Annotated in this window: 15 protein-coding genes; all 15 read left to right on the forward strand. The window is 54.6% G+C overall.

Going from position 1 to position 25,997, the window contains the following annotated elements:
* Positions 1-11 precede the first annotated feature (11 nt).
* Positions 12-1,769, forward strand: coding sequence for a hypothetical protein (locus ADH68_RS06580; protein WP_068961497.1), 1,758 nt, complete (start codon positions 12-14; stop codon positions 1,767-1,769).
* 20 nt (positions 1,770-1,789) lie between these two features.
* Positions 1,790-5,011: a SusC/RagA family TonB-linked outer membrane protein gene (locus ADH68_RS06585; protein ID WP_068961496.1), complete on the forward strand. Its 3,222-nt coding sequence runs from the start codon at positions 1,790-1,792 to the stop codon at positions 5,009-5,011.
* Positions 5,012-5,030: 19 nt separating this feature from the next.
* On the forward strand, positions 5,031-6,950 hold the full coding sequence (locus ADH68_RS06590; protein ID WP_068961495.1) for a RagB/SusD family nutrient uptake outer membrane protein: 1,920 nt from the start codon (positions 5,031-5,033) through the stop codon (positions 6,948-6,950).
* A gap of 24 nt (positions 6,951-6,974) precedes the next feature.
* Positions 6,975-8,624 carry a DUF5123 domain-containing protein gene (locus ADH68_RS06595; RefSeq protein ID WP_161953074.1) on the forward strand — a complete coding sequence of 550 codons (1,650 nt, stop codon included), beginning with the start codon at positions 6,975-6,977 and terminating at the stop codon, positions 8,622-8,624.
* Between the two features lie 257 nt (positions 8,625-8,881).
* The gene (locus tag ADH68_RS06600) at positions 8,882-11,350 is read left to right on the forward strand and encodes a glycoside hydrolase family 2 TIM barrel-domain containing protein (protein WP_232321565.1); all 2,469 of its coding nucleotides are present in this window, start codon (positions 8,882-8,884) and stop codon (positions 11,348-11,350) included.
* Positions 11,351-11,529: 179 nt separating this feature from the next.
* Entirely contained in the window at positions 11,530-15,846 is a 4,317-nt protein-coding gene (locus ADH68_RS06605; protein WP_068961492.1) for a choice-of-anchor J domain-containing protein, read from the forward strand.
* A gap of 298 nt (positions 15,847-16,144) precedes the next feature.
* Complete coding sequence (locus ADH68_RS06610) at positions 16,145-17,620, forward strand: retropepsin-like aspartic protease (RefSeq protein WP_084274108.1); 1,476 nt, start codon at positions 16,145-16,147, stop codon at positions 17,618-17,620.
* 214 nt (positions 17,621-17,834) lie between these two features.
* Complete coding sequence (greA, locus tag ADH68_RS06615) at positions 17,835-18,305, forward strand: transcription elongation factor GreA (protein ID WP_068961490.1); 471 nt, start codon at positions 17,835-17,837, stop codon at positions 18,303-18,305.
* A gap of 19 nt (positions 18,306-18,324) precedes the next feature.
* The gene (locus tag ADH68_RS06620) at positions 18,325-18,720 is read left to right on the forward strand and encodes an HIT family protein (protein WP_068961489.1); all 396 of its coding nucleotides are present in this window, start codon (positions 18,325-18,327) and stop codon (positions 18,718-18,720) included.
* Between the two features lie 89 nt (positions 18,721-18,809).
* Complete coding sequence (locus ADH68_RS06625) at positions 18,810-20,126, forward strand: hypothetical protein (protein ID WP_133165670.1); 1,317 nt, start codon at positions 18,810-18,812, stop codon at positions 20,124-20,126.
* Between the two features lie 62 nt (positions 20,127-20,188).
* Positions 20,189-20,968 carry a radical SAM protein gene (locus ADH68_RS06630; RefSeq protein WP_068961487.1) on the forward strand — a complete coding sequence of 260 codons (780 nt, stop codon included), beginning with the start codon at positions 20,189-20,191 and terminating at the stop codon, positions 20,966-20,968.
* A 15-nt stretch (positions 20,969-20,983) separates the two neighbouring features.
* Positions 20,984-21,892 carry a S66 peptidase family protein gene (locus ADH68_RS06635; protein WP_068961486.1) on the forward strand — a complete coding sequence of 303 codons (909 nt, stop codon included), beginning with the start codon at positions 20,984-20,986 and terminating at the stop codon, positions 21,890-21,892.
* Positions 21,893-22,064: 172 nt separating this feature from the next.
* Positions 22,065-22,988: a serine O-acetyltransferase gene (locus ADH68_RS06640; RefSeq protein ID WP_068961485.1), complete on the forward strand. Its 924-nt coding sequence runs from the start codon at positions 22,065-22,067 to the stop codon at positions 22,986-22,988.
* Positions 22,988-24,661, forward strand: a complete 1,674-nt coding sequence (locus tag ADH68_RS06645) for a THUMP domain-containing class I SAM-dependent RNA methyltransferase (protein ID WP_068961484.1) — start codon at positions 22,988-22,990, stop codon at positions 24,659-24,661. Before ADH68_RS06640 ends, ADH68_RS06645 begins: the two co-directional genes overlap by 1 nt.
* A gap of 51 nt (positions 24,662-24,712) precedes the next feature.
* Positions 24,713-25,993 (forward strand): phosphoribosylamine--glycine ligase, encoded by a 1,281-nt coding sequence (gene purD, locus ADH68_RS06650; RefSeq protein ID WP_068961483.1) that lies wholly within the window; start codon positions 24,713-24,715, stop codon positions 25,991-25,993.
* The last annotated feature ends 4 nt before the right edge of the window (positions 25,994-25,997 follow it).

Below are 25,997 nucleotides of genomic sequence, written 5' to 3' on the forward strand. Positions count from 1 at the left end.
ACACCATCGATATGAAACGATATATCAACTGCGGCATAGCCATGCTGGCGATAGCCGCCGCTTCCGTAACTGTCTCATGCAGCAAGGAGGAAGCCTACGACACGGCGGTGATGCGCGACTTGCAGATGACTCTTGACGGTGAGCCGTGGAGCCCTTACTACGGCACCGACAACAAAGTCGACCCTACCAACAACAACCGCCCTATATTCGTATACCTTACCGACGGCTCTTACTACCGCAACATGCAGTCGTCCTACCGATTCTCGCTTGAGAGCGGGGAATATCTCGTGCTCGCCACCAATCAGTCGACATATCTCGATCCGCCGACTTCGCTCAACGACCAGGTAATAGAGCAGGACCCGGAGACACGAAAGACATTTGCCGTTTCCGCACCGGTAGTATACAGCGCGGGCAGTCCGATGACGCTTGAGCTCAAGACCCGCACCGGTATGCTGCGTCTGCGCTCTACTGATGTAAAGTCGGATAAGAGCTATTCGGCCATACGCACTGTCATCACTACTCCTGTCACAGCCTATCATGTAGGGCGTGCCGAGGTTGTGCTTGGAGAGTCATACGAACTCGTGCGTGAGAAAGACACCTCCTCGGGTGGAGTAGGATTTACCGAGGACGCAATGATTCTCGGCTCCGATCAGCCTCTGAATATTCGCCTTGACTACCTCGACAATGCCGGAGCGGTAGTGAAGACCCGCACTCTTGAGGGTGTCGATCCCATCAAGGTGCTCCCCAACGACACAACAGTGGTCGAGTTCATGCTCAACAACCCCGACGAGCGTGTGACCATCAATTACAACATCGTCCTTGGTCCCAACCGCTGGACAGAGTCGACTCTCTATCCCTCGACCGAGGTCAAGGTGCCCGAAGGCTATACATATGTGGCTCCCGGCGAGTCGATCGACGACGTAATCAAAGCCCAGGCTGCCGATCCTTCAGTCGACGAAATACGCATATTCTTGAAGGCTTCGGCATCTTATAAGATTGGAGGCACTACTACCAACACCCTTACAAAGTCGATTTCGATTCTCGGCCAGACTCCAGGCTACGGACAGTCGGAGGCAGTCGTTACAGTCAACTCGTTTACCTTCAGCGGCACATTTGACAGAGTGCATTTCGAGAATATAGAATTCTCCGGACTATCGTCCCGTCTGTTCAATATCAACCGCAATACATTTACACTGCAGGAGGTATCGCTGGTCAACTGCCGCTTCCCCAACCGCTGGAACCAGGGTATCATATGGTATCAGATAGCGGCAACCGACCGCAGCCAGATTGTACATAAGTTCCGTATGGAAAGATGTACCATCACCAACTTTGTGGCCGCAGACAACACTCCGCTCTTCAATCTTCCTGCGGCACGCGTCGAGCCAATCTACAACTGGGAGTTCACCGACTGTCTGTTCCACGGCAATTTCGGCAGCTCGATATTCTTCATGAAGGGTCTCGACAAGACCGACGGGCCTGTGTCAATGAAGTTCGACGGATGTAAGTTCCTTGACACACGCGGCGGTAACTTTACCATGTGTAATGTATCGCCGGCCAACACTACCGCGACCGTCACTATCATCGACTGTCTTGTAGGTAGCCCGAAGAGCTGTGTGGGCACATGGATGGTGACCAACTCCAACGTTACAGTCAATGCTTCGGGCAATACCCGTGCCAAAGGTTATGATATGAAGGCCTATGGCTTTACTCCAGAGCCCGACGAAGTTGCAATGACATTCGACGAAATCATATCGAGCCTTAACCTCTAACCCCCATAGGAAACACAGTTATGAAGAACAAGATAATCCTTACACTTCTCATGCTCCTGGCCTGCACGACCGGAGCATGGGCTCAGACTGCCACCGTCACCGGTACTGTCAACGACCCCGACGGCCCTGTAATCGGTGCTACCGTGCAGGTGAAAGGCACAACCATAGCTACTGCCACCGACTTCGACGGCAACTTCACACTCTCGGGAGTAAATCCCGAAAAAGCGGTGCTTGAAGTGCGCTCGGTTGGCTACAATCCCAAAGAGGTGGCTCTGAAAGGACGCACCTCGGGCATAGATATCTTCCTTGAGACAAACTCGACACTTATGGACGAGGTTGTGGTCATCGGCTACGGCACACAGAAGCGCGGCAACCTTACCGGCTCAATGGCTTCGGTCGACGCCAAGGCTATCGAGCGCATGCCTGTGGCCAACGTCGGCGAGGCTATCGTAGGACGTATGCCCGGTGTGCAGGTTACAACAGCCGACGGTTCGCCCGACGCCGAGATTACCGTACGTGTGCGTGGTGGCGGCTCGCTTACCCAGAGCAACGAGCCACTTGTGCTTATTGACGGTTTTGAAGGCTCGCTCAACGATGTGCCCGCTACCGATGTCGAGGATATCCAGGTGCTTAAGGATGCCGCGTCGACAGCTATCTATGGTGCGCGAGGCGCCAACGGCGTTGTGCTCGTCACCACCAAGAAGGCCAACAAGGGCAAGGTACAGGTGTCGGTCAACGCTTATGTGAAGACCTCCGAACTCTCCAACAAAATCGACGTGCTCAAGCCCTACGACTTCGTATGGGCCAACTACGAGCGCATCCGCCCCAAAGGCGCAAGCGCAGGCAATGGCTATGCGGCCAATTTCGGACAGCCCTACGAAATGTATATCTACCAGGGCGAGGAAGGCTATGACTGGCAGGATATCATCTTCGGTACTCATCCCGTGTCATGGTCGCTCGACGCCAGCATCAACGGAGGTACCGACAAGTTCAAGTACAAACTCTCCTACATGCATCAGGACCAGCCGTCGGTGATGCCCGACAATGGCCTTGTGCAGAACAACGCCAACCTCAACCTAAACTTCAAGCCTTTCAAGTGGCTCGGTATCGAGTGGCGTACACGCTATATGGACAAGACCCTATCGGGCCGCGGCACTGAGGGTATCTCACTGCTGACAGCTCTTCAGGAGCAGCCCACCAACGGCCTTCAGGACTATACTTCCGTACCCGACAACTCTGAAATTGTCGATGAGGATACCTTTGTGGAATACTTCCATTACGATCCCCTTGAGACCAACCGTCGCTTCTACCGTCGCCGCAAGTCGCGCCTCATCAACCTCGGCGGTGCCCTTACATGGACATTCAAGAAGGGCCTTACACTGCGCAACGAGTTCTACTACGAGTATTTCCGTGAAAGCGACCGTCAGTTCAACGCCGCCAACTCCAACAGCAATTCCAAGACTGTAGGACCCAACCTTACCGACCAGCTGAAGGGCCGCCACAAATGGCAGATGACCAACGTGCTCAACTGGAACTTCGACCTTGGTGCCAATGACTTCCAGCTCATGGCCGGTCAGGAGATGAAGAGTCAGGAAGAGAACACCAACAAGGATTATGTAGGCTACCTGCGCGGTGCTCTGTTCGGATTTGCCACTGACGAGGAAGTCAACGCCAACATCGCTTTTGCCAACCGCCACCTCGGCCAGCTCCTGAGCCACACCTGGACTCACCCCTCCGACGTGAGGATTCTCTCGTGGTTCGGTCGTGTCAACTACTCCTACGACGACCGTTATCTCGCCACCGTGACTCTGCGCGCCGACGGTTCCTCCAAATTTGCCCGCGGCAACCGCTGGGGCTTCTTCCCCGCAGCCGCCCTCGCATGGCGTCTCTCCAACGAGCGTTTCCTCAAGAACTACCACTGGCTCTCCAATCTCAAGCTCCGTCTGTCATTCGGTATGTCGGGTAACGACCGTATCGACTCCGACCTCTACATCAAGCTCTATAAGGAAGGCGATGCCTCCAAGGCTTCAGGCCTACTCCCTTCCGGTAAATATTATGAATTCCAGAGCAAATATCCGGTAAACCCCAACGTGAAGTGGGAGACTACCATCACCCGCAACGTCGGTCTTGACTTCGGTATGTTCAACGGACGTCTCGACGGTACTGTCGACATCTACTGGAACACCACCAAGGATCTCCTGCTCGCCACACAGATACCCGGTGATACTGGTTTCACACAGATGATGACCAACATCGGCCAGACCTCCAACCGTGGTGTTGAGCTCAACCTCAACGGATTCATTCTCGAAGGACGCGATTACTCGCTGAGCGCCAGCTTCAACATCGGCTTCAACAAGGGTAAGATCGACAAGCTCTCCGAAGGCGAGGAGTCATTCTACACCACTGCTCCGAAAGTAGATGTCAACGACGACGTGTTCTGGTACCGTGTAGGTAAGAAGATGGGCCAGATTTACGGCTATGTCAACGACGGTTTCTATACTGTTGACGACTTCACATTCGACTCAGAGGCCAACACCTATACACTCAAGCCCGGTGTCATCGACTGCTCGCTGCTTGCCGGAAACCTTGCCCCCGGTTCGCCCAAATTCAAGAAGACCGCTAAAGTCGATCCCAATGACCCCAACGCCAATGTGCTTACTGCCGACGACCGTCAGTTTATCGGCAACACATCGCCGAAAATCTCGGGCGGCTTCGGACTCAATGCCACCTTCAAAGGGTTTGACCTCGCCGCGTTCTTCAACTTCATGACAGGGTTCGACGTAATCAACCTCAACAAAATCAATATGAGCCTCATGCCGTCGAGCACAGGCGCCTACCGCAACCTCTCGGCTGAATTCTCCGGAATGTGGCACCGCTACGACGAGATGGGCAACGATATGTACCGCAACCCCGAGCTGATGGCCTACTACAACCGCAACGCCACAATGTGGAATCCGGCCAACATGACCAAGTCGTTCATCTCTACCTATGGTGTCGAGGACGGTTCGTTCATGCGTCTTCAGACTCTTACACTCGGATACTCGCTTCCCAAGTCGTTGCTGCGCCATCTGCATATGTCGAAGTGCCGCTTCTATGCCACCGGCTACAACCTCTTCACAATCACCAACTACTCCGGATATGATCCTGAGGTAAATATCGGTCAGGGCACTTCGCCTAACATCGACTACAACATGTATCCCCGTTCGCGTACCTACACATTCGGTGTGCAGCTCGCTTTCTAATCTCATCTAATTCACAGTCATGAAACTCAATATATTCCGCTATATAGCTTTCGGCGCGATAGCCGTGTCGCTCTCAGCCTGCGAGGACTTCCTCGATGTAAGTCCCGACTCGTCGATTACCAACGAGGACATATTCTCATCGGAGGACGAGACAAAGGCGATGCTCAACACTATCTACACCAAGCTGACCGCCAACGACCTCTATGGTCTGGCATGGCCCTACACATTCAATACCAACACCGATGTCGAGATGAGGTCAAACGGCAACCAGAACTCCACCTCGGGCAACGGCGACGAAGTAAACTGCTTTGACATGCGTGCTCTATGGGGTTCGCTCGAAAAGACCTGGAATGCCGCATATGAGGCCGTCAACTACTGTAACGACTTTGTGGAGAACATGGAGCAGTCGCCCCTATTCTCGGCCCAGGTCAGCGGCACACCTACTATGATGCAGCAGATGTATGGTGAGGTGAAGTGTCTGCGCGCGATGCTCTATCTCGACCTTATCCGCACATGGGGCGACGTGCCTTACCGCACCGAGTCGACCAAGGTTGGCATCGACTTCTACGGAGAGGGTGTCACCGACCGCAATGTGATTCTTTCCAGTCTCATCGACGACCTTATCGGCATAGAGGATCTTATGCTTCCTGCCGCCGACCTTACCGAGGGTGTTGAACGTGCCTCCCGCGAATACTGTCAGGCGCTTATCGGACAGCTCTGTCTCTATCGCGGCGGATATGCCCTGCGCCCCGGTGGCTCTACCGGTGTGATGACCCGCGCCGATGATTATCTCGAATACTACCGTACGGCAAAGACCTACCTCGGCAAGGTGATTTCCGACAACCGTCATTCGCTCGACCGCGAGAGCTTCGCCGAAATGTGGGCCCGCGAATGCCGCTGGCAGGTGCTCCGCGACGGTGACATCATATTCGAGGTGCCGATGATGAAGGATGGAAACGGTGCTTACGGCTACAACGTCGGCATGACTATCGGCTACAACGAGGACCGTCCCGGACATCAGTTCGGACAGGCTACCAACCGTGTCAACTTCTGCGGCCTCTATCCCTTCACTTTCGACCAGCGCGACCTCCGTCTCGATGTCACCTGTGTCCCCTACAAGTACGACGAGGACCTAAACCAGGAAGCCGACTTCGGCAAGAGCTGTGTGTCGGGCTGGAATATCGGCAAGTGGGATAAGATGAAGATGGATCTCGACAATATGATGTCGGGTATCGCCGGCTCGACCGGTATTAACGCCGTGCGTATGCGCTACGCCGACGTGCTCCTGATGTTTGCCGAGGTCGAGAATGAACTGAACGGTCCGACAGCCGACGCCAAGGAAGCGCTCAAGAAGGTGCGCCGCCGCGCTTTCGACAGCTCGCTCTATGGCGAGATGGTAGAGACATATGTCGAGGGTCTTGCCGGACGCGACGCATTCTTCAAGGCCATCATGGACGAGCGCGCCTGGGAATTCGGCGGTGAAGGTATACGCAAGTATGACCTCGCACGCTGGAACAAATATTCCGAAACTCTGATATACCTTTATAATAAACTCGCTGACTGGGGCAAGCGTGCCAACGGTATCGGTACCCGTGATGATGTGCGCGATGTAATCTACATGCGCAAGAGCACCAACGATGCCGGACGCACAACCCTTGAGTTCCGTGGCTTCAAGGAGTATGGCGAGGATGTCGATCACCCCGCATCCGAGGGATGGCGCGACCAGCAGGACTATGCCAAGAACTGGTGGACACGCAATGCCGAGACAGGTGACTACGAGCTTCACGACGATGTGAAGTGGAGCTTACGTGGATACATCAACTATACCAATGCCGGAAGTGTCACCTCCGATATCCCCGTGCGTTATCTTTGTCCTTATCCAAGCCGTATCATCACTACCCACAAGGGTAGCATACAGCAGCAGTACGGTTATCGTTAATTTTCACCTTTCATGCTCAGACTTATGAAATTCAATATATTCCGTTTTGCAGCCATGGCGGCGGTTGCGCTCGCCCTCACTGCCTGCGACGACGATGACAAGTTTACCTCGCGTGGCGACCTGTTCCAGCCCCGCTTTGCAACAAGCCCCGAAGTCACCGTCAAGAATCACAACGATATGACGCTTGTATGGTACAAGGTCAACGACGCTGTAGGCTATACCGTGCAGCTCTTCGAGGACAGCTACTATCAGCGCCTTTTCATGGAACTTGAGACCACCGACCCATATGTGACCATCGAGGATATACCTTACGCGACCACATTCTATGTGAGAGTACGTTCCAATGCGGCCAATCCTGCCAACAATTCACAGTGGGCCCGCTGCAACTTCTCTACCGAGGCACGTCCTGATTACGAGCAGATACTAATGGGCGTGTCAAAGACTGAAATCGGCGACAACGACGCTATAATCCGCTGGCGTGTCGACGCAGCCAATCCGGTCGACAGTTTCTCGGTGGTTCCGGCCATCTCGTCCGACATACCTTCGGTAAGCCGTTACGTGACATCAGAGGAGAAGCAGACCGGCGAGATACACGTTACAGGGCTTATCCCCTCCACACTGTATACAGTCAATGTCTACGACACCTCCAAGCCGCGTAAATACGACAAGCCCTACAATGCAGTGTCGCTCCGCACCACCGGTCCCGCGCCGGCTACCGTTGAGGTAGAGCCTACCGACGACCTCTCGGCCATGCTGATTGCCGCCAACGACGATCCCGAGACTCCCGAAGGCACTGTATACGACCTCCTCGCAGGTACTACATATACTATCACTCCCTTTGCTATCAAGAAAGGATTCGTATTGCATGGTCCCTCTACGGGCGACCGTCCGGTAATCGTGATGAACGGCACTTGGAGCACCGCAGCCAACGCCAATATCGCCTCATTCTCGTTTGAGAATGTCGAACTTCGCAATCAGGCCGACAATCAGTACTTCTTCAACTCAGGCAATCCATTCGAAATGGAGACCGCATCGTTTACCAACTGTGTGTTCCGTCAGATTCGCCGTGGCTTCTGGCGTCACCAGGGTGCAAGCACCAAGCATATATCGAACATTGAGATTGACAACTGCTGGTTTGACCAGTGCGGGTGGCAGAGCGGTACTTACGGTACATTCGCATTCGGTTCAGGCAACAAGGACGAAATCGGCACATACGACCAGATTGACAATCTGACCATACGCAACACAACATTCTCGCGTGGCGGATACAAACAGGATACTCGATTTGGCTGGGGCAATCTTGTCAACCACTCACAGTCGTCTCATCCGATTAATCTTATCATAGAGAGTGTCACATTCTACGATTTCTGTATCAACCAGCGTCTTGTCGACATTACCAACACCGAGCGCTCTACAGTAACCGTGCGCAATACCGTCATTGCATCCGACATGGGCGAGCTGCTTTCGCTCGGATCGGGCACACGCACTACATTCTCCAACAACTACGCTACTACCGACTACCGTCTTGGAGGCTCTCAGATTCGTGCCACAAGCGTCGGAGCAGCTGCGGCCGACCTGTTTGTGAATCCCGACGGCGGCGACCTTACCCTTAAGGACCACTCGTCGCTGATATTCATCAACGAGGCAGGCGACCCGCGCTGGCTCGTCGACTGATTAGCTGAAACAACACACTGAATAGACCGACTCGCCGTACCGGATATGTCCGGTACGGCGAGCCTGTTGTTATTATATTAAGAGTTTGTTATGAAACGCCTCTCTTAATATTCCATAAAGTTTTCAGCGTGATTTGATTTAATGTCAATTATGTGCTATATTTGTAGCTTTGAATAAAATCAGTGCAACTTACCTTTTGACGTAATAAAGCGCCTATCATGAAAAAATCCTTTTGTTATACTGCTTTGTCTGCGGCCATGGCCGTGGTTTCTTTAAGCGCCTCGGCACGCAGCACACAGCTGCTTGAGAAAGGGTGGAGGTTTACCCGTGAGGACAACAGTGAATTCTCAGTTCCGTCTTACGACGACCGGTTGTGGCAGGCTGTGACCGTACCCCATGACTGGGCTATATACGGCCCCTTCAGCTGGCAGAACGACATGCAGAAAGTGGCTATCGCACAGGACGGTCAGAAAGAAGCCATGGAACATGCCGGACGCACCGGAGGCCTCCCTTTTGTAGGCACCGGATGGTATCGCAACGATATTGATATCCCCGCTCTTGCTCCTGGCGAGCGAGTTACACTAAAGTTTGACGGCGCCATGTCGCATGCGCGAGTGTATGTCAACGGCAAGGAAGCCGGCTACTGGCCCTACGGATACAATTCTTTCTATTTCGACATAACCGGCCTTGTAAAGCCCGGCGAGAAAAACAATATCGCCGTAAGGTTGGAGAACCTGCCCGAATCGTCGCGCTGGTATCCCGGAGCGGGGCTGTACCGCAATGTACACCTTATTGTTACCGACGGAGCCTATATACCCGTGTGGGGCACATACATCACCACTCCCAATGTCAGCAAAGAGTGGGCCAAAGTAGATGTCGCCACCGAGGTACGCCTCCCCGCCGGTGCCGACGAGGCGCAGTATTCGCTGCGTACCTCTGTCTACTCCCCTTCGGGCGAGATGGTCAAGAGCGTCACTACACCACTGTCGGACCTCCAATACAATGACAGCACCGTGCGTCAGTCGTTTGTCGTTGACCGTCCGGCGCTGTGGTCGCCTGATGCACCGCAATTGTATGAAGCGAAGAGCGAGCTTATCGGCAACGGCAAGGTAAGAGATGAGTACCTTACCACATTCGGCATACGCTCTATCGAGATACGTCCCAATGAGGGATTCTTCCTCAACGGCGAGAAGACTGTGTTCAAGGGTGTGTGCAATCACCATGATCTCGGCCCCTTGGGCGCGGCTGTCAACGATGCCGCCATACGCCGCCAGATACGCATTCTCAAGGATATGGGTTGCAACGCTATCCGCACATCCCACAACATGCCTGCTCCCGAGCTGGTAAAGGCATGCGACGAGATGGGCATGATGGTGATGGCCGAGAGCTTCGACGAATGGCGTCGCCCCAAGGTAAAAAACGGCTACAACCTCCTATTTGACGAGTGGGCCGAGAAGGACCTTACCAATCTTATAAAGAATTACCGCAACAGTCCCTCGGTGGTCATGTGGTGTATCGGCAACGAGGTATCGGAACAGTGGCATCCCGGCGACGTCAAGACCGCATATTTCCTCCAGAACATATGCCACCGTCTTGACCCGACACGTCCCGTCACCCAGGGCATGGACGGTCCCGACGCTGTGCTCAACAACAACTTCGCTGCGATAATGGATGTGGCCGGATTCAATTACCGTCCCTTTAAATATCCTGAGGCATACCAGAAACTGCCACAGCAGATTGTACTTGGCACAGAGACGGCCTCTACCGTCAGCTCGCGCGGTGTCTACAAATTCCCCGTAGAGCGCAAGGCTATGGCCACCTACGACGACCACCAGGCCTCAGGCTACGATGTGGAACACTGCGGATGGTCCAATCTTCCTGAAGATGATTTCATCCAGCATGAGGACCTTCCCTACTGCATAGGCGAGTTCGTATGGACCGGATTTGACTACCTCGGAGAGCCTACACCGTATTATACCAACTGGCCGAGCCACAGCTCGCTGTTCGGCATTGTCGACCTTGCGGGCATACCCAAGGACCGCTACTATCTCTATCGCAGCCACTGGAATCCCGAGGCCTCGACCTTGCATATACTGCCTCACTGGACATTCCCCGGACGCGAGGGCGAAGTGACTCCGGTATTTGTCTACACCAACCATCCCGAGGCCGAACTGTTTATCAACGGCGTAAGCCAGGGACGCCGCAAGAAGGACCTCTCCGTGGGAATCGACAGCTCATATACTGAGGCCGCACAGAAGAGTTTCGAGCGACAGAAGCGCTACCGACTCATGTGGATGGATACCCGTTATGAGCCGGGCACCGTCACCGTGGTGGCTTACGATGCCGCCGGTACTCCCGTCGATACCGCCGAAGTGCGTACCGCAGGCAAGCCCCACCATCTTGTTGTGACCGCCGACCGCGACAGCTATGTGGCCGACGGACGCGACATGGCGTTTATCAACGTGAAGGTTGTCGACAAGGATGGAAACCTGTGTCCCGATGCCTCGCAGAAAGTGAAATTCGCTGTAAAGGGCGCCGGCACATACCATGCCGCTGCAAACGGCGACGCATCTTCGCTCGAATCGTTCCAGGAGCCTCAGATGTCGCTGTTCCATGGCCAGCTTACAGCCGTAGTGCGCACCGGCGAGAAACCCGGTGAGATTGTATTCACGGCCTCGGCGCCGGGAGTGAAATCTGCCCGAATAACTCTTAACTCTACAAAATAACAGTACAACACTGTTTATAGAAACACAGGTGAGCCATTGTCCCCGCAACAAGGACAATGGCTCACCTGTCAATGTATATATCCTTGTCGGCAAAAACAATATCAATATGTGTGTCCTGACGTAAATATTGTATATCTTTACGCAGGAATTATGTAAATTTTGTAAACGATATACTTGCAATGCGAAAAATCCTGCTGTCAGCCGTCGCGCTGGCCCTGTCTTTCTGTGTGATTGGAGTGGCCGATATGATGGCCGCGGCTTTTACCCCTGTGCTCTACGGCAACCTGATTTATACCCGTACATGGGGCGATGAAGACGCTACCCGTGCCGGCGTATACCGCTTCAATGCCTCAAATGCTCCTGAGGTAGCGTTGGAATATCATCCCGGCGAGGGGAATATCTATGCCAACGGCGGAGCTGTGTATGCCGACGGGAAATATTATGTGCTCACACATGTGCCCAACACCGGCAAGATACAGAAAAATATTCTCTATACCTACGATGCCGACACGTGGACTCTGATATCCGAGAAGGAAATACCGCTCTCGACATCAGCTTCCGACCTTACCTGGTGTCCGGTCGACAACAAGGTATACGGAGTGTTCACCAACTCGACATCTTCGGGATATGTGTTCGGCACGCTCTGTCTTGACGATGGCGTCGTAAGCGAAATCAAGGAGATCACCCTCATGGACGGAAACCGTCCTGTATCGTTTCTTGTGGTTGCCGCCGACAAGGAGGGTGACATCTACGGCATAGCCTCGACGGGCGACCTCTATCGTTTCGACCGTCTCACCGGCGACTATACGTGTGTCGGCCCTACAGGATTCGTGCCCGCCCTGTGGAATCAGTCGGGATGTTTCGACTTCACTACCGGCGAGCTTTACTGGGCCGCATGCAATGCCGACCTTTCTGCGCTCTTTATCGTGGATACCTCGACCGGCGCAGCCACACGTGTCTGCACATTTGCCGACGATGAGGAGTTCGTCGGGCTCTACTCGCTAAGCTCTGTGGCCGACCTCAAGGGGCCGCAGGCTGTCGGTTCGCTCACAGTCGTACTTGACCGCAACGTGCTTTCCGGCACAATATCTTTCGATATGCCCTCGGTCACTATTTCCGGTGACGCCGTTTCCGGCTCTCTGGATTATACCGTAGAGGATGGCGGCACCGTCATCATGTCAGGTACGGCCTCTGCCGGTGCTACGGTCGAGCGCGACATTACCTTTGCTGAAGGGCTGCATACACTCGTGGTATATGCAGCATCCTCCGAAGGGCGCGGTGCATCCTCGCGCCTTACCGTATATGCCGGAGATGACACCCCTGCAGTTCCGTCGGGGGTGTCGGCGGTGAAAACCGGCGATGAGATAGTCATATCCTGGAATGCCGTAGCCGACGGTGCCCACCGCGGCTATGTCGACCCGTCCGCTGTCACCTATACAGTCACCAGAATGCCCGATGCGCAGGTAGTTGCTTCCGGCATTTCGTCGACGTCATGTAAAGACACTGCGTTGCCCTCTCTGCTCGGCGACTATACATATGAGGTTGCTGCATCATATGCTGGAAAACAAGGCTCGCCGGCCGTGTCCGCGCCATTGACCCTTGGCTCAACACTGTCGGCTCCGGTGGCGTTTGACCTTACCGATGAGGCGCAGTTCAAGTTTTTTACGGTAATAGATGCCAACGCCGACGGCACTACATGGCAGTGGAGCATCAACGGCACACGCTGCAACTACCACCGCACCAACAACACCGATGACTGGCTTGTTACTCCGCCTGTAGAGCTAAAGGCCGGCCATCGCTACAAGATAGAGATAGAGGGGCGCTCGGGGAGCAACCGGTATAAGGAGATGTTTGAGGTGATGGCCGGACCGTCGCCGCATGCCGAGGCTCTTGCTATTCCTGTGATAGGGCCGACTGAGCTCACTGCCGGCAACCGGGAGACTGTCACCGCAGTGTTCACTCCCGACGCCGACGGCCCTTGCCGTTTCGGTATCCACGGTATCAGCGAGAAATATATGAACGGGATATACATCTACTCCTTCTCTGTTTCAGAGCCGGTGGCTCCCGGGGCGCCGGTCGCTCCGTCGGCCCTTGTAGCTGAGGCCGCTCCCTTGGGCAGACTGGAGGCCACAGTCTCTGCAATAGCTCCTGTAGAAGCTGTCGACGGTTCTGCGATTGTCTCGCTTCTGAAAGCTGAGATTGTCAATCTTACCACCGGCAATACGGTCTCTGTCGTTGATAATCCGGAGCCTGGCGCGCAGGTATCTGTCACAGATGTCGCTCCTGTCAACGGTTTCAATGAATATTCGGTGGTGTTCTACACCGAGGCAGGTAAGGGGTATCCCGCTACGGTCAGTGTCTATGTCGGAGAGGATATACCGCAGCCTGTATCCGATGTGGTTTTGCGCCAGGAGGGTGACAATGCCGTGCTTGTGTGGAAAGCTCCCGCCGAGGGTGTCAACGGCGGCTATGTGAATCCCGACCGGCTCACCTACCGGGTGGCCCTCTCGTCGAGTTCAGTTACCGTGGCGCCCTCGCTTACGGAATGCACCTTTACCGACAGCTCACAGCCTACCGACGGCCAGCGAGTGCTCCAATATACCGTCTATGCCACAAGTGCAGCCGGTACCTCGTCGGGCACACGCTCCAACAGTCTGACATTCGGCACACCTTACACTGCTCCGTTCGTTGAGTCGTTTTCCGGCGGCAGGGAGGACATGTCGCCATGGGTGACAATTGTGGAGGAGGGGACGGGCTATCCGTCGTGGACTCCCACAACAAAGGGATATGACAATATCGACTACTCGCAGGACGGCGATGCCGGATGGGTGAAATATTCGTCCAACGGCACTGTCACGCTTGTATCGCCGCTTGTCGATATCGCTCCCCTCCGCTCGCCGATGCTGAAATTCTGGATGATGTCGCCCGACGGTCCTGTCGCCCTTGACGTGATGGTGTCGGCCGATCAGGGTCTTACATGGGACATCCTGTGTTCTCTGCAGGCCGAATGTGCCGCGTGGGAGTGCGTTACCTTCGGTCTTGACCGATATGCTTCTGCAAATCGCCTTCAGGTAGCATTCAAAGCCGCCACCCGCGATTACAACGATATGATGCTCGACAATATCCGGCTTACCGACAGCCGGGCCATAGACCTTGGCGTGGTCTCGTTCTCCGGGCCCGAGCGTGTGGTAGGCGGCACCGTCGCCGCATACTCCGTGCGACTTCTCAACGAGGGCACTCAGACAGCCGAAAATTACACCGTGGATATCTCTGCCGGCGGACGACTGCTCGCTTCGGCCACAGGCGCTCCGGTAGAGCCCGACGGTTTTGTGTCGCTCTCTGTCGATGTTCCGGTGCCGGTCAATGTTGAGAGCATAGGTCTCACTGCGGCGGTGACGGTCGACGGCGACGAGTATGGAGCCAACGATGAGGCCGCGCTGGCGGTGTCGGTCGATGTTCCCCGTCTCCCTGTCGTAGGTTCGCTTTCCGCCGTCAATGCCGGAGGTGCTGTCAGGCTCGTTTGGGAACGTCCTGCCGAGGAGCGCAATCCGAGTCCGTTTACCGACAGTCTGGAGTCGCTTGACCCATGGGACTTCGGGGGCGTCAGTGCCGGAAATCCCCACGGAGCAATCGGCGACTACCGCATCTACGACGCCGACGGCGGGGCCACTGTGGCTATAAGCTCGTGGGCGAAGCATCCCAACGCCTATGCGCCGATGGCCTTTCAGGTGGCAAAGGCCGGGAAATATCCCGACCTCGACCTTTCTACCTATGGCGTCAATGCCCGTTCGGGTGCATGCTCATTTGTAGTGTGGGGTGCGGCCGAGGGTGCAAGTTCCGACTGGCTCATCTTGCCGGAGTTGTTCCCGGGAGAGACTACAGTGGCGTTTTGGGCACATGCCGCGGCGGTAAGCTACGGCCAGATTCGGCCTGAGAAAATCGAGATACTCTATTCGTCGACGGGATGCGATATCGCCGATTTCACCACATATGGCGAGCCATTTGAGGTGCCCAACGGATGGAGCACCGACTCTGAAAACGGTTTCCGGAAGTATGAGGTCACGCTCCCTGCCGATGCAAAATATGCCGCAATACGCGCGAGTCTGTCCACTCAGGACAATAAGGCCATCGTAATCGACGATATCACCTTTGTGCCGGCTTCGTCACCGATGGAGCAGCTTGAGATACGCGGCTACAACATATACCGCGACGGCGAGAGAATCGCATGGTCCGATGTGGAGGAATACCTTGATACCACATCCGGCGACGGGAAGACACATGTCTACAACGTGACTACAGCCTACCATGTGGGCGAATCGGCATTTTCCAACGATGCCGACGTATTCACTTCTGGCATAGAGGCCGTAGCGGACGATACAGCTTGCACACCGGTGCGCTATTACAATCTTCAGGGCATTGCGATTCGCACGCCTGTACGGGGCAATACATATATAGTAAGATTGTCCGACGGTACAACAGCAAAGCGTGTGTTCTGACAGCGCTTCTCACATCATCCTCTAAAAAATAAGATGGAGCACCTTGTACAAGGGACTCCATCTTTTTTCTTGAAATCTATAGGGGAACAGACGGCCGGCGACTATTTCATCCGCCATTAACCACAATTGGGATTTCTTATCCCGCCGCTATTCCGCGGTTTCTGCAACTACAACACATCGTTTTAGATAATTGTTTTATTTACAGGTGTTAAATCCATGTAAAAAAAATCGCTGTGGCTTGTTGAAGATAACATTATTACATATATTTGTAAATCTTTTAAACAAACTCCCAATCATTATGCGGAAAGTCCTACTGTCTGTCATGCTCATGGTCTCGTCGCTGGTCTCTTCGGCTCAATCATATGACGAGCGTATAGCCGGGGCTATGAATGCCGGCGACTGGTTTGCCTTGGATTCAATATATAAGTCTGCACCAAAAGATTCAATATCACCATTTCTTGAAGTCTTTTCAAGATGTCTCATCGGCAACCGCCTCAACCGACCTGACGTTTCCGTGGCCGCTTTCGACCAACTGTTCAAAGAACATTCCTCATCTCTTGGCCTCGACAATCTGTTGAGTTCAACCATCATGTTTTCAACCGATTTAAGCCGGATAGGGTATAACGGACAGGCCGCCGAACTGACCAAATCGATTCTGGAAGCAACCCGTGAGCATCTTGATTCTACATGGACAGCATCGTTGGAGCAGGCTGTATCGAAATACTCTGCCTTGTCGGCCTACAGGCCATACGGCTTTACGTTTGCCGCACCGCTCGGACGTGTTCCATTCAGGATTGTACCGGTTGGAGAGGAAAAATATGGCTCGGTTCTAATGCATCTTGAAAACACCTCCATAAATGGAATCGATGCCGACATTACTTTTGACACCGGAGCCGGAGTCAATGTTATATCAGACTCGCTTGCCCGAAAATTCAATCTTATCCCCATTGACGGATATGTCACGGCTGCCGGAATTGGGAGGCGTAAGGGACGGTATGCGATAGCCCGCGAGGTCAGGCTCGGCAACATTACCGTCAGCGATGTGCCGTTCGTGATTATGGATTTCAAGACCGGCAACGCTAAGGCTGATCGGCATACACATCACTTCAGCATTATTCTCGGAAGTGAGTTGATGTTGCAATTGAAAGATTTGACCGTCGATTTCACCAATAAGGAGATAACCGTGCCGTCAGTAGCGCCTGAGAGAAGCGATGCGTCTCCCAATATGAGTTTTAGCGACGGCATGAATCTCAGTGTCGCCGGGCGTGTGCTCAACAATCCCATACTAATGAATATCGACACGGGCGATGCCTCCTACGGTTCATTGGGTGTCTCTTTCTTCAATGCCAACAAAAATTTCATTATGGACAATGGCCGGACGGATACTATACGCGGAGGCGGTCTTGGCGGTGTCGTCGAATTGCTCTGCTATCGTATGCCGGCAATGCCTGTGACCATGGGCGGCCACACCCTTGAGATACCGGGACTCGTGGTAAACACCAAGCCGATATCAGTCTCCGCACTGTCGTTTGACTGCAACATAGGGCTGAAGACACTTATGATGTTTGGTAAGGTGCGATTCAATCTGGTCGATTTCGTCCTTACCACATATCCTCAGGATATCACTGTTTTCAACAGCCGGAATTATGATGTGCCGTCTTTTAAAGTGCCAAGGCATAAGGGTATGTCGGTGGCTCAGGCATTGGGAGTGATTGCTGTCGGAACTGCAAGGGCTCTTATCAATCCCAACGCCCCGGCTAATCCCGATTTGTAGCGCCCGGATATAGTGCGTGAAAACAAAATCCGTGGTGATGTGTTATAAAACATGTCTGCCATTTCGCGGAATTTGGATTTTATTCCCTATCTTTGCATCGTAACATCAGAAATGCCACGGTCAAAGAACCGGCAGGCGTAAGTTCAGTATAAGGGTCTCGCCCGGAAAGGTCGAGATTCCTTTAATTTTTTTGTCAATTAAAAAAACATCAATAATGGCTATCACTTACATGACCCGCGAAGGGTACAAGAAGAAGATGGACGAAATCGCTTACCTTGAAAGTGTTAAGCGTCCTGAAATATCACGAGCTATCGCTGAGGCCCGCGACAAGGGTGACCTTTCCGAGAATTCGGAGTACGATGCCGCCAAGGAGGCCCAGGGAATGCTCGAAATGAAGATTTCCCAGCTAAAGGACCTCGTGGCCAATGCCCGCATACTCGATGAGTCAAAACTCAACACCGAGGAAGTGCAGGTGCTCAACAAGGTCAAGATTCGCAATGTGGCCAATGGCATGACAATGGAGTATACCATCGTTGCCGACTCCGAGGCCAACCTCCGCGAGAAGAAACTCGCACAGTCTACTCCGGTAGCACAGGGTCTGCTCGGACATAAACTCGGCGAGGTAGTCGAGATAAAGATACCCGCCGGAACAGCTAAATTCGAGATTGTCGAGATTTCATTCTGATAAACTGCAGTCCACGATTATGGCAAGCATATTCTCAAGAATAGTAGCCGGCGAGATACCGAGCTACAAGGTGGCCGAGGACGACCGCCACTATGCCTTTCTTGATATCAGTCCGGTAGCGGCCGGTCATACACTGGTGATTCCCAAGCGTGAGGTCGATTATATATTTGACCTCTCCGACGAGGAGTACGCCGATCTTCAGCTATTTGCCAAGAAGGTGGCTGGAGCCATAAAGAAGGCTGTCCCCTGCAAGCGCGTGGGAGTGGCTGTGATGGGACTGGAAGTTCCCCACGCCCATATCCATCTTGTGCCCATCAACCGCGAGGCCGACATGAACTTCTTTGGCGAGCATCTTTCGATGCAGCCCGAAGAGATGGCTTCTATGGCCGCATCCATCGCAGCGGCAATGGAATGAACATGCTCTAAAAAACTGAGTACTCCGCCAACACATTCCGACGGTAGATTGTTGTTAACAATATATAACAACTTTCTACCGTCTTTATTATGTTACGTCATTTGCTTTTGGTAGGCATGTGTGCCGCCTCATTATCCTCGTTCGCACAGATTAATGCCGAACAGCCCGCACCGAGCTCTACCGCCGACAACGGCCATAAAATAATATATTTCGGCGACGGAACTGCCGAGTCCGGCTCGTCGGAAGAGATGATAAGCAAATTCTATTTCGACCAGTTCCGCCACGCCCACGACCCGCTTGCACCATATTTCATGTTTATGAGCCGTGACTCAAAACTGGCGCTCGGTATCGGCGGCAAGTTCAATGCCACGGCCTACTACGACTGGAACGGCACTGTCGACGACAATGGTTTCATCCCGTTTGAGATACCGATGTCGCGCGACAACACACAGCGCCATCGCATAGGCGCTTCGGTGAGCGAGTCGCAACTGTTCCTGCGTCTGTTTGGAAAATCCGACCGCTTCGGGTGGTATCAGCTGTATATACAGGCTAAATTTACAGGCAACGGCATGAACGGATACGGCTTCAAACTCAGCAAAGCATATGCAAGTGTCGGCGACTGGACTCTCGGCTATGCGTCGACCACCTTTGCCGACCCTGCCGCATGCCCCAACACAGTCGACCCCCAGGGCCCAAATGCCGAGGTCTCCGAAACGACATTCCTTCTCCGCTACATGCATACCTTCAAGGGCAATCATTGGAGCATAGCGGCATCTGTGGAAGCGCCCGACGCCCAGGTGCCCACATATCCGGGCATAGCCACCGCGTGCAACTCCTACATGCCCGACTTTGCAGCATTCGGACAGTATCAGTGGGCCGACGGACTCTACCACGTAAGGCTGTCGGGCATAATACGCGGGCTTGAGTACCGCGACGACATCACTGCCGCGAATCATCATGTGATAGGGTGGGGCGCTCATCTCAGCACAGTTGCCAACCCGCTCCCTTCCACCGTGTTATATGGTGGTATAAATGCCGGCAAGGGCATCGCGTCGCTCAACAACGACCTGCAGTGCGACAGCCGCGGCCTCGACATGCTCCCATCGGTGTGGAATCCCGGAGCCATGCATACCGCCAAATCAATTGCATGGTATGCCGCGCTCCAGTATAATTTCCGCCCTGACCTATATTCTACCGTGATGTTTAGCGAGGTACGCCTGTTCCCCGGCGATATAAAGGACGACGGAATGTACAAATACGGCCTATATGGCGCTGCCAATATATTCTGGAATCCAACGTCGCGCCTGCTCCTGGGTGCCGAGTACAATTTCGGTGCGCGCAAGGATGTCAGCGGCGACCGACGTTGGGTCAACCGCGTAGGGCTCACCTATCAGTACAGCTTCTGAAACAATCTCTTGCATTTGCGCCGCATACTTCCTACCTTTGCGTAAACCCTCATAGCGAAAATATGCAACGCGTACTATTCCACTCAACAATATTCGGCCCGATACATTCGCGCCGCCTCGGCACATCGCTCGGAGTGAACCTCTCGCCAAATGACGGCAAGATATGCTCGTTCGACTGTGTATACTGCGAGGCCGGATGGAATGCCCAGGGGCCCGGCACCACCGGACTGCCCTCGCGCGCCGACGTAAAACACGACCTTGAGGCCCGCCTTGCCGAAATGAGTTCGCGCGGACAGTCGCTCGATGTGATTACATTCTCTGGCAACGGCGAGCCGACTCTGCATCCCGACTTCGAGGGGATTATAGCCGATACGGTGGCCGCGCGCGACCGTTTCTTTCCCGACGCCAAGGTGTCGGTGCTATGCAACTCCACCCGGCTTGACCGCGAGGATGTAAGGCGCGGACTGCTTATGGCCGACAACTGCATACTCAAGCTCGATTCGGCCCTTACCCCGACAATGCGGCTTATCGATCAGCCCAACTCGCCGTCATTCTCCTGTGCGACGCTTATCCCGCAACTTGCCGCGATGGGCGACAGGTGTATCATCCAGACAATGCTCCTGCGAGGCAACCACGACGGGCACCATATCGACAACACTACCCCCGAGGAGATTGACGCACTCATCGAGGCATACCGGCGCATACGTCCGCGCGAGGTGATGCTCTATTCGATTGACCGCGCCACTCCCGAGGCCGACCTCTGTAAGGTGGAGCGCCCCGAGCTTGATGCCATCGCTGCCCGTATTGCCGAAGCCACCGGCATAAAGATTGCCACTGCCTGACATCATCTCCGACGTATGGATACAATATTCCCGCGCCCGATTGCGCCCGGCGACAAGGTCGCCATCCTATCCCCCGCCGGTATCATCAACCCCGATTATGTCGACGGCGCGTGCCGCCGGCTCTCCTCCCGCGGGTATGTGCCGGTAGTCGAGCCGCATACGCTCGGTTCCACTGGTTCTTATAGTGGTACTCCACTGGAGCGCCTTGCCGATTTCCGCGCGGCACTGGCCGACCCGGAAGTGCGAGCCGTACTATGTTCGCGCGGTGGCTACGGCGCAGTGCATCTTTTGCCGGAGTTTCCGATAGCCGAATGGCTCGCCGACCCGCGTTGGCTTGTAGGCTTCAGCGACATATCTGCCATTCATGCAATGCTCAACTCGAGGGGTATTGTCAGCGTCCACGCTTCGATGTGCAAGGCCCTCGCCCTGCGTGAGGCCGACGATGCCGACAACCGTCGCCTTTTCTCCATACTTGAAGGCTCTCGGCCTGTCTATGAGGTGGAGCCGCATCCGTGCAACCGATTCGGAGAAGCCTCCGGACGTCTGCGCGGTGGTAATCTCGCCGTTATTGCCGACCTTATCGCCACCCCTGTCTCACCATTTGCCGACCCCGAGAGCACAATCCTTTTTATTGAGGATATCGCCGAGCCTATATATAAGGTAGAGCGCATCATCTGGCAGCTGCGCCTCATGGGTTTCCTCGACCGGGTGGCAGGCATTATCATCGGACAGTTTACCGACTACCGTCCCGACCGCAACTACCCCGACATGTACACTATGCTCGACTCGGCCCTCGCCGGAGTCACATGCCCCGTGACCTTCAACTTCCCCGTAGGACACGTCGACCACAATCTCCCGCTCCTCTCCGGCGCCCCGGCCACACTTTCCGTTACTCCCTCATCCGCTACATTGCGCTTTATCTAAGAAAAATCGCGGATGTGGCGGAATTTCAGAAGAGTAGCATCCTAAACTTTCTATACTACGGCTCAAATTTCAGCAGGATTTCTGTGCGATATTGTCGGAAAAACGCTAACTTTGTGGGTGAAAGAGTGGGGCGCCGCATAATCAGGCAGAGCGTCTCCCCGCAAAAAGCACTATGATAGAACTGAACCAGAGAGCCGAAGCAGTGCTTCGCCAAACGGTTGCGCGTCTGAGCGACGGCGACAACCTCACCAACATCTGCCCTTCGCAATGGCGAGGGGAGCCGTTGCCGTCGCAGGAGGCGGTGCGCGACATTGTCACGCTCTCGCGTGCGTTGGTGTTCCCCGGATTCTTTGGCGACAGCGATGTCACCCGCGAGAACGTGCTTTACTTTACAGGCCTATGGATGGAAAAACTGTATCATCTCCTTGTAGAGCAGATACATGCCGGCATATCAATGAGCACATGCACCGACTCCATGCCGCAGTACGACGCCATACAGCGCCTGGCCGCTGAAAAAGCTCTTTCGTTCATAGAGACCCTTCCCGAGCTGCGCCGGGTACTCAACACCGATGTCGAGGCTACATACCATGGCGACCCTGCCGCCGATTCCGTACAGGAAGTGATATACTGCTATCCCGGCATCAAGGCCATAGCCAACTACCGTATCGCCCACGAGCTTGTGAAGCTCGGCGTGCCTATCATACCTCGCATGATCAGCGAGCGCGCCCACAGTGAGACCGGTATCGACATACACCCCGCGGCCACAATCGGCGAATCGTTCACCATCGACCATGGCACCGGTGTGGTAATCGGAGCTACTGCGATACTCGGACACCACGTGAAAATATACCAGGGGGTGACACTCGGTGCAAAAAGTTTCGACCTCGACGAATCGGGAAATCCTATCAAGGGGATACCCCGCCATCCAATAATCGGAAACAATGTGATAATCTACAGCAATGCATCCATACTCGGGCGCATTACGGTGGGCGACAACGCCATAATCGGCGGTAATATATGGGTGACCAATGATGTGGCGCCCGGCGAACGACTCATACAGGCGAAGGCCGACAATATACTTAGAATAAAGCAGTGATGAAATCGGAAAATTTTGAAATGGTAGCCAAGACCTTCCAGGGACTGGAAGATGTGCTTGCCGGCGAACTTACACGACTCGGTGCCGAAAATGTGACCCCCGGAAGGCGCATGGTATCGTTTACGGGCGACAACGAGATGCTATACAAGGCTAATCTCTGCTGCCGCACAGCCTTGAGAATACTTAAGCCAATATGCAAGTTTACGGCGTCCGACCCCGACACACTTTATGATATGGTCAAGGAGATGGACTGGAGCTCGCTGCTCTCGGTCGACAAGACTTTCTCCATCGACCCGGTGGTAAATTCCGATACATTCACCCACTCGCGCTATGTGACATATCGCGTCAAGGACGCTATCGTCGACTATTTCCAGGACCGTCTCGGCGAGGGCAGGCGCCCCGGCGTGCGCCTCCAGGATGCCGACGTGATGATCAACGTGCATATCGACGGCAACCGTGTCACCATGTCGCTCGACTCTTCGGGCGAATCGCTCCACAAGCGCGGCTACCGTGTGGCACAGACCGAAGCCCCCATCAACGAAGTGCTTGCCGCAGGCATCCTGCTGAAGGCCGGCTACGACGGGCAGTGTCCCCTCGTCGACCCCATGTGTGGCTCGGGCACATTCCTTATTGAGGCTGCAATGATTGCCGCCAATATAAATCCCGGCGTATACCGTCGCAACTTTGCTTTCGAGCAGTGGCCCGACTTCGACGAAGAGCTGTTCGAGCGTCTCTACAATGACGATTCATCCGAGCGCACCCCCGAATATCCTATTATCGGAGCCGACATATCGCCCAAAGCGATTGCGATTGCCGAGAAAAACATCAAGCAGGCAGGAGTAGGCCGCTGGGTCGACATACAGATCAAGCCGATAGCAAAGTGGGAAGAGGCTCCCGCCGCAGGCATACTCGTGTCCAATCCCCCTTATGGCGAGCGCATATCGGTCGACGACATGGCATCGCTGTATTCCACCATCGGCAACCGCCTCAAAAATGTGTTCAAAGGCTATCATGCCTGGATTATCGGCTATCAGGATGAACACATGCGACATATCGGTCTTGCCCCATCTCACAAAATCAGCCTCTACAACGGCTCTCTGGAATGCGAACTGCGCGAATACGAGATATTCGAGGGCGATTACAAGAGTTTCAGAAGCGAGGGCAACCGACTCAACAAGGATACCGCCCCTCAGCGCGGCAAGGCCGATCGCCGCAAGACCGACGATGAGTGGCGTCGCGATGCCCGCAAGAAAGGATTCGGCGGACGCGACGGCGACAATCCACGATTCCGCAAAGGCGCCGAACGCCCGCAGCGCAAGCCAAATGCGCTTGAGGAGAAATACCGCGCCAAACCGCTCGGACGCAAAAAACGCTACGACGGTGAGGAGCGCCCTGACGGATTCGGCCGCAAGCCGTCGTTTGGAGGGAAACCTTTCGCACGTCGCGATGACAGCAAGCCTTTCGCACGCAAAAGCGACGGTAAGCCGATGGCGCGCCGCGATGATGCTCCCGCCGCAGAGTCGGAAAATCCGCTTGCAAAACGCCGCAACCAGGCCCTGCTCGACAAGATTATGAACCGCGACTCGCAGCCGCAGCCGCTTGCACGCCGCGGATGGCGACGCGTTAAGGGAAATGATACCGACTCCTCGGCCGCACCGGCGTCGGAGAATTGATTTTAAATGCTCCAATTTTTATCGACATTACAACCACAAAGCATAACCCCAATGAACATACTCCTGCTTGGATCGGGTGGCCGCGAATCGGCCCTCGCCTGGAAAATCAGTCAGAGCCCTGTCGTAGAGAATCTTTATATTGCCCCGGGCAACGGAGGCACCGGCGCTTACGGTACAAATGTGGCCATATCGCCGGTAGATTTCCCTGCAATAGCCGCTTTTGTCAAGGAAAATGCCGTCGACATGATTGTCGTAGGCAACGAGGACCCGCTCGTAAAAGGCATCTGGGACTATTTCAAGGATGACCAGAGTGTGCTTGTTGTAGGCCCGTCGCAGGCCGGAGCCGCCCTGGAGGGGAGCAAGGACTTCGCCAAGGCATTCATGATGCGCCACTCCATACCTACAGCACGCTATCGCAGTTTCACCGCCGATACTCTCGAGGACGGATATGCCTTTCTCGAAACTCTTCAGGCACCATACGTGCTCAAGGCCGACGGACTCGCCGCAGGCAAAGGCGTGCTCATAATCGACAATATCGATGAGGCCAAAGCATCGCTTAAGGAGATGCTCGGCGGCATGTTCGGCTCTTCGAGTGCGACTGTGGTTATCGAGGAATTCCTCTCCGGCATAGAGTGCTCCGTATTCGTCCTCACCGACGGCAACGGTGGCTACCGCGTGCTCCCCGTCGCTAAAGACTACAAGCGCATCGGCGAGGGCGACACCGGTCTCAACACCGGCGGCATGGGCGCAGTCAGCCCCGTTCCCTTCGCCGACGACGAGTTCATGCGCAAGGTTACAGAGCGCATCATCGAGCCTACTGTAAAGGGCCTCGCCGAGGAAGGTATCGTATATCGTGGATTCATATTCCTCGGACTGATTAACGTGGCCGGCGAACCGATGGTTATCGAATACAACGTGCGCATGGGCGACCCCGAAACCGAGGCTGTGATGCTGCGCGTCGATGCCGACTTGGTTGAGCTTATGAAGGCTGCTGCCGAAGGTAATCTCGGCAATCTTGAACTGCGCCACGACTCTCGCACTGCCGTCACCGTGATGATGGTGTCAGGAGGCTATCCCGGCTCATATGGCAAGGGGTACGAAATCACCGGGCTCGACCGCGTGACCGACAGCATTGTGTTTCATGCCGGAACCTCGCGCGACGACGACGGACGTGTCCTTACCTCCGGCGGACGCGTATTGTCGGTTAGTTCATATGGCGATTCGATTGCCGACGCGCTCGCTCGCAGCTACTCATCAATCGGCGAAATCGCTTTCGACCATGCCAACTTCCGCCGCGACATTGGCCGCGACCTCATGGCTCTCGAAAAATAATCGA

The organism is Muribaculum intestinale, from assembly GCF_002201515.1.
GTDB classification, from domain to species: domain Bacteria; phylum Bacteroidota; class Bacteroidia; order Bacteroidales; family Muribaculaceae; genus Muribaculum; species Muribaculum intestinale.

Excerpts from the sequence above, each read along its gene's own strand:
- ADH68_RS06600 (WP_232321565.1), top strand. The coding sequence starts at position 8,882 with ATGGCCGTGGTTTCTTTAAGCGCCTCGGCACGCAGCACACAGCTGCTT.
- ADH68_RS06625 (WP_133165670.1), top strand. The coding sequence starts at position 18,810 with ATGTTACGTCATTTGCTTTTGGTAGGCATGTGTGCCGCCTCATTATCC.
- greA (WP_068961490.1), top strand. The coding sequence starts at position 17,835 with ATGGCTATCACTTACATGACCCGCGAAGGGTACAAGAAGAAGATGGAC.
- ADH68_RS06605 (WP_068961492.1), top strand. The coding sequence starts at position 11,530 with ATGCGAAAAATCCTGCTGTCAGCCGTCGCGCTGGCCCTGTCTTTCTGT.
- purD (WP_068961483.1), top strand. The coding sequence starts at position 24,713 with ATGAACATACTCCTGCTTGGATCGGGTGGCCGCGAATCGGCCCTCGCC.
- ADH68_RS06620 (WP_068961489.1), top strand. The coding sequence starts at position 18,325 with ATGGCAAGCATATTCTCAAGAATAGTAGCCGGCGAGATACCGAGCTAC.
- ADH68_RS06590 (WP_068961495.1), top strand. The coding sequence starts at position 5,031 with ATGAAACTCAATATATTCCGCTATATAGCTTTCGGCGCGATAGCCGTG.
- ADH68_RS06635 (WP_068961486.1), top strand. The coding sequence starts at position 20,984 with ATGGATACAATATTCCCGCGCCCGATTGCGCCCGGCGACAAGGTCGCC.
- ADH68_RS06610 (WP_084274108.1), top strand. The coding sequence starts at position 16,145 with ATGCGGAAAGTCCTACTGTCTGTCATGCTCATGGTCTCGTCGCTGGTC.
- ADH68_RS06640 (WP_068961485.1), top strand. The coding sequence starts at position 22,065 with ATGATAGAACTGAACCAGAGAGCCGAAGCAGTGCTTCGCCAAACGGTT.
- ADH68_RS06585 (WP_068961496.1), top strand. The coding sequence starts at position 1,790 with ATGAAGAACAAGATAATCCTTACACTTCTCATGCTCCTGGCCTGCACG.
- ADH68_RS06595 (WP_161953074.1), top strand. The coding sequence starts at position 6,975 with ATGAAATTCAATATATTCCGTTTTGCAGCCATGGCGGCGGTTGCGCTC.
- ADH68_RS06630 (WP_068961487.1), top strand. The coding sequence starts at position 20,189 with ATGCAACGCGTACTATTCCACTCAACAATATTCGGCCCGATACATTCG.
- ADH68_RS06645 (WP_068961484.1), top strand. The coding sequence starts at position 22,988 with ATGAAATCGGAAAATTTTGAAATGGTAGCCAAGACCTTCCAGGGACTG.
- ADH68_RS06580 (WP_068961497.1), top strand. The coding sequence starts at position 12 with ATGAAACGATATATCAACTGCGGCATAGCCATGCTGGCGATAGCCGCC.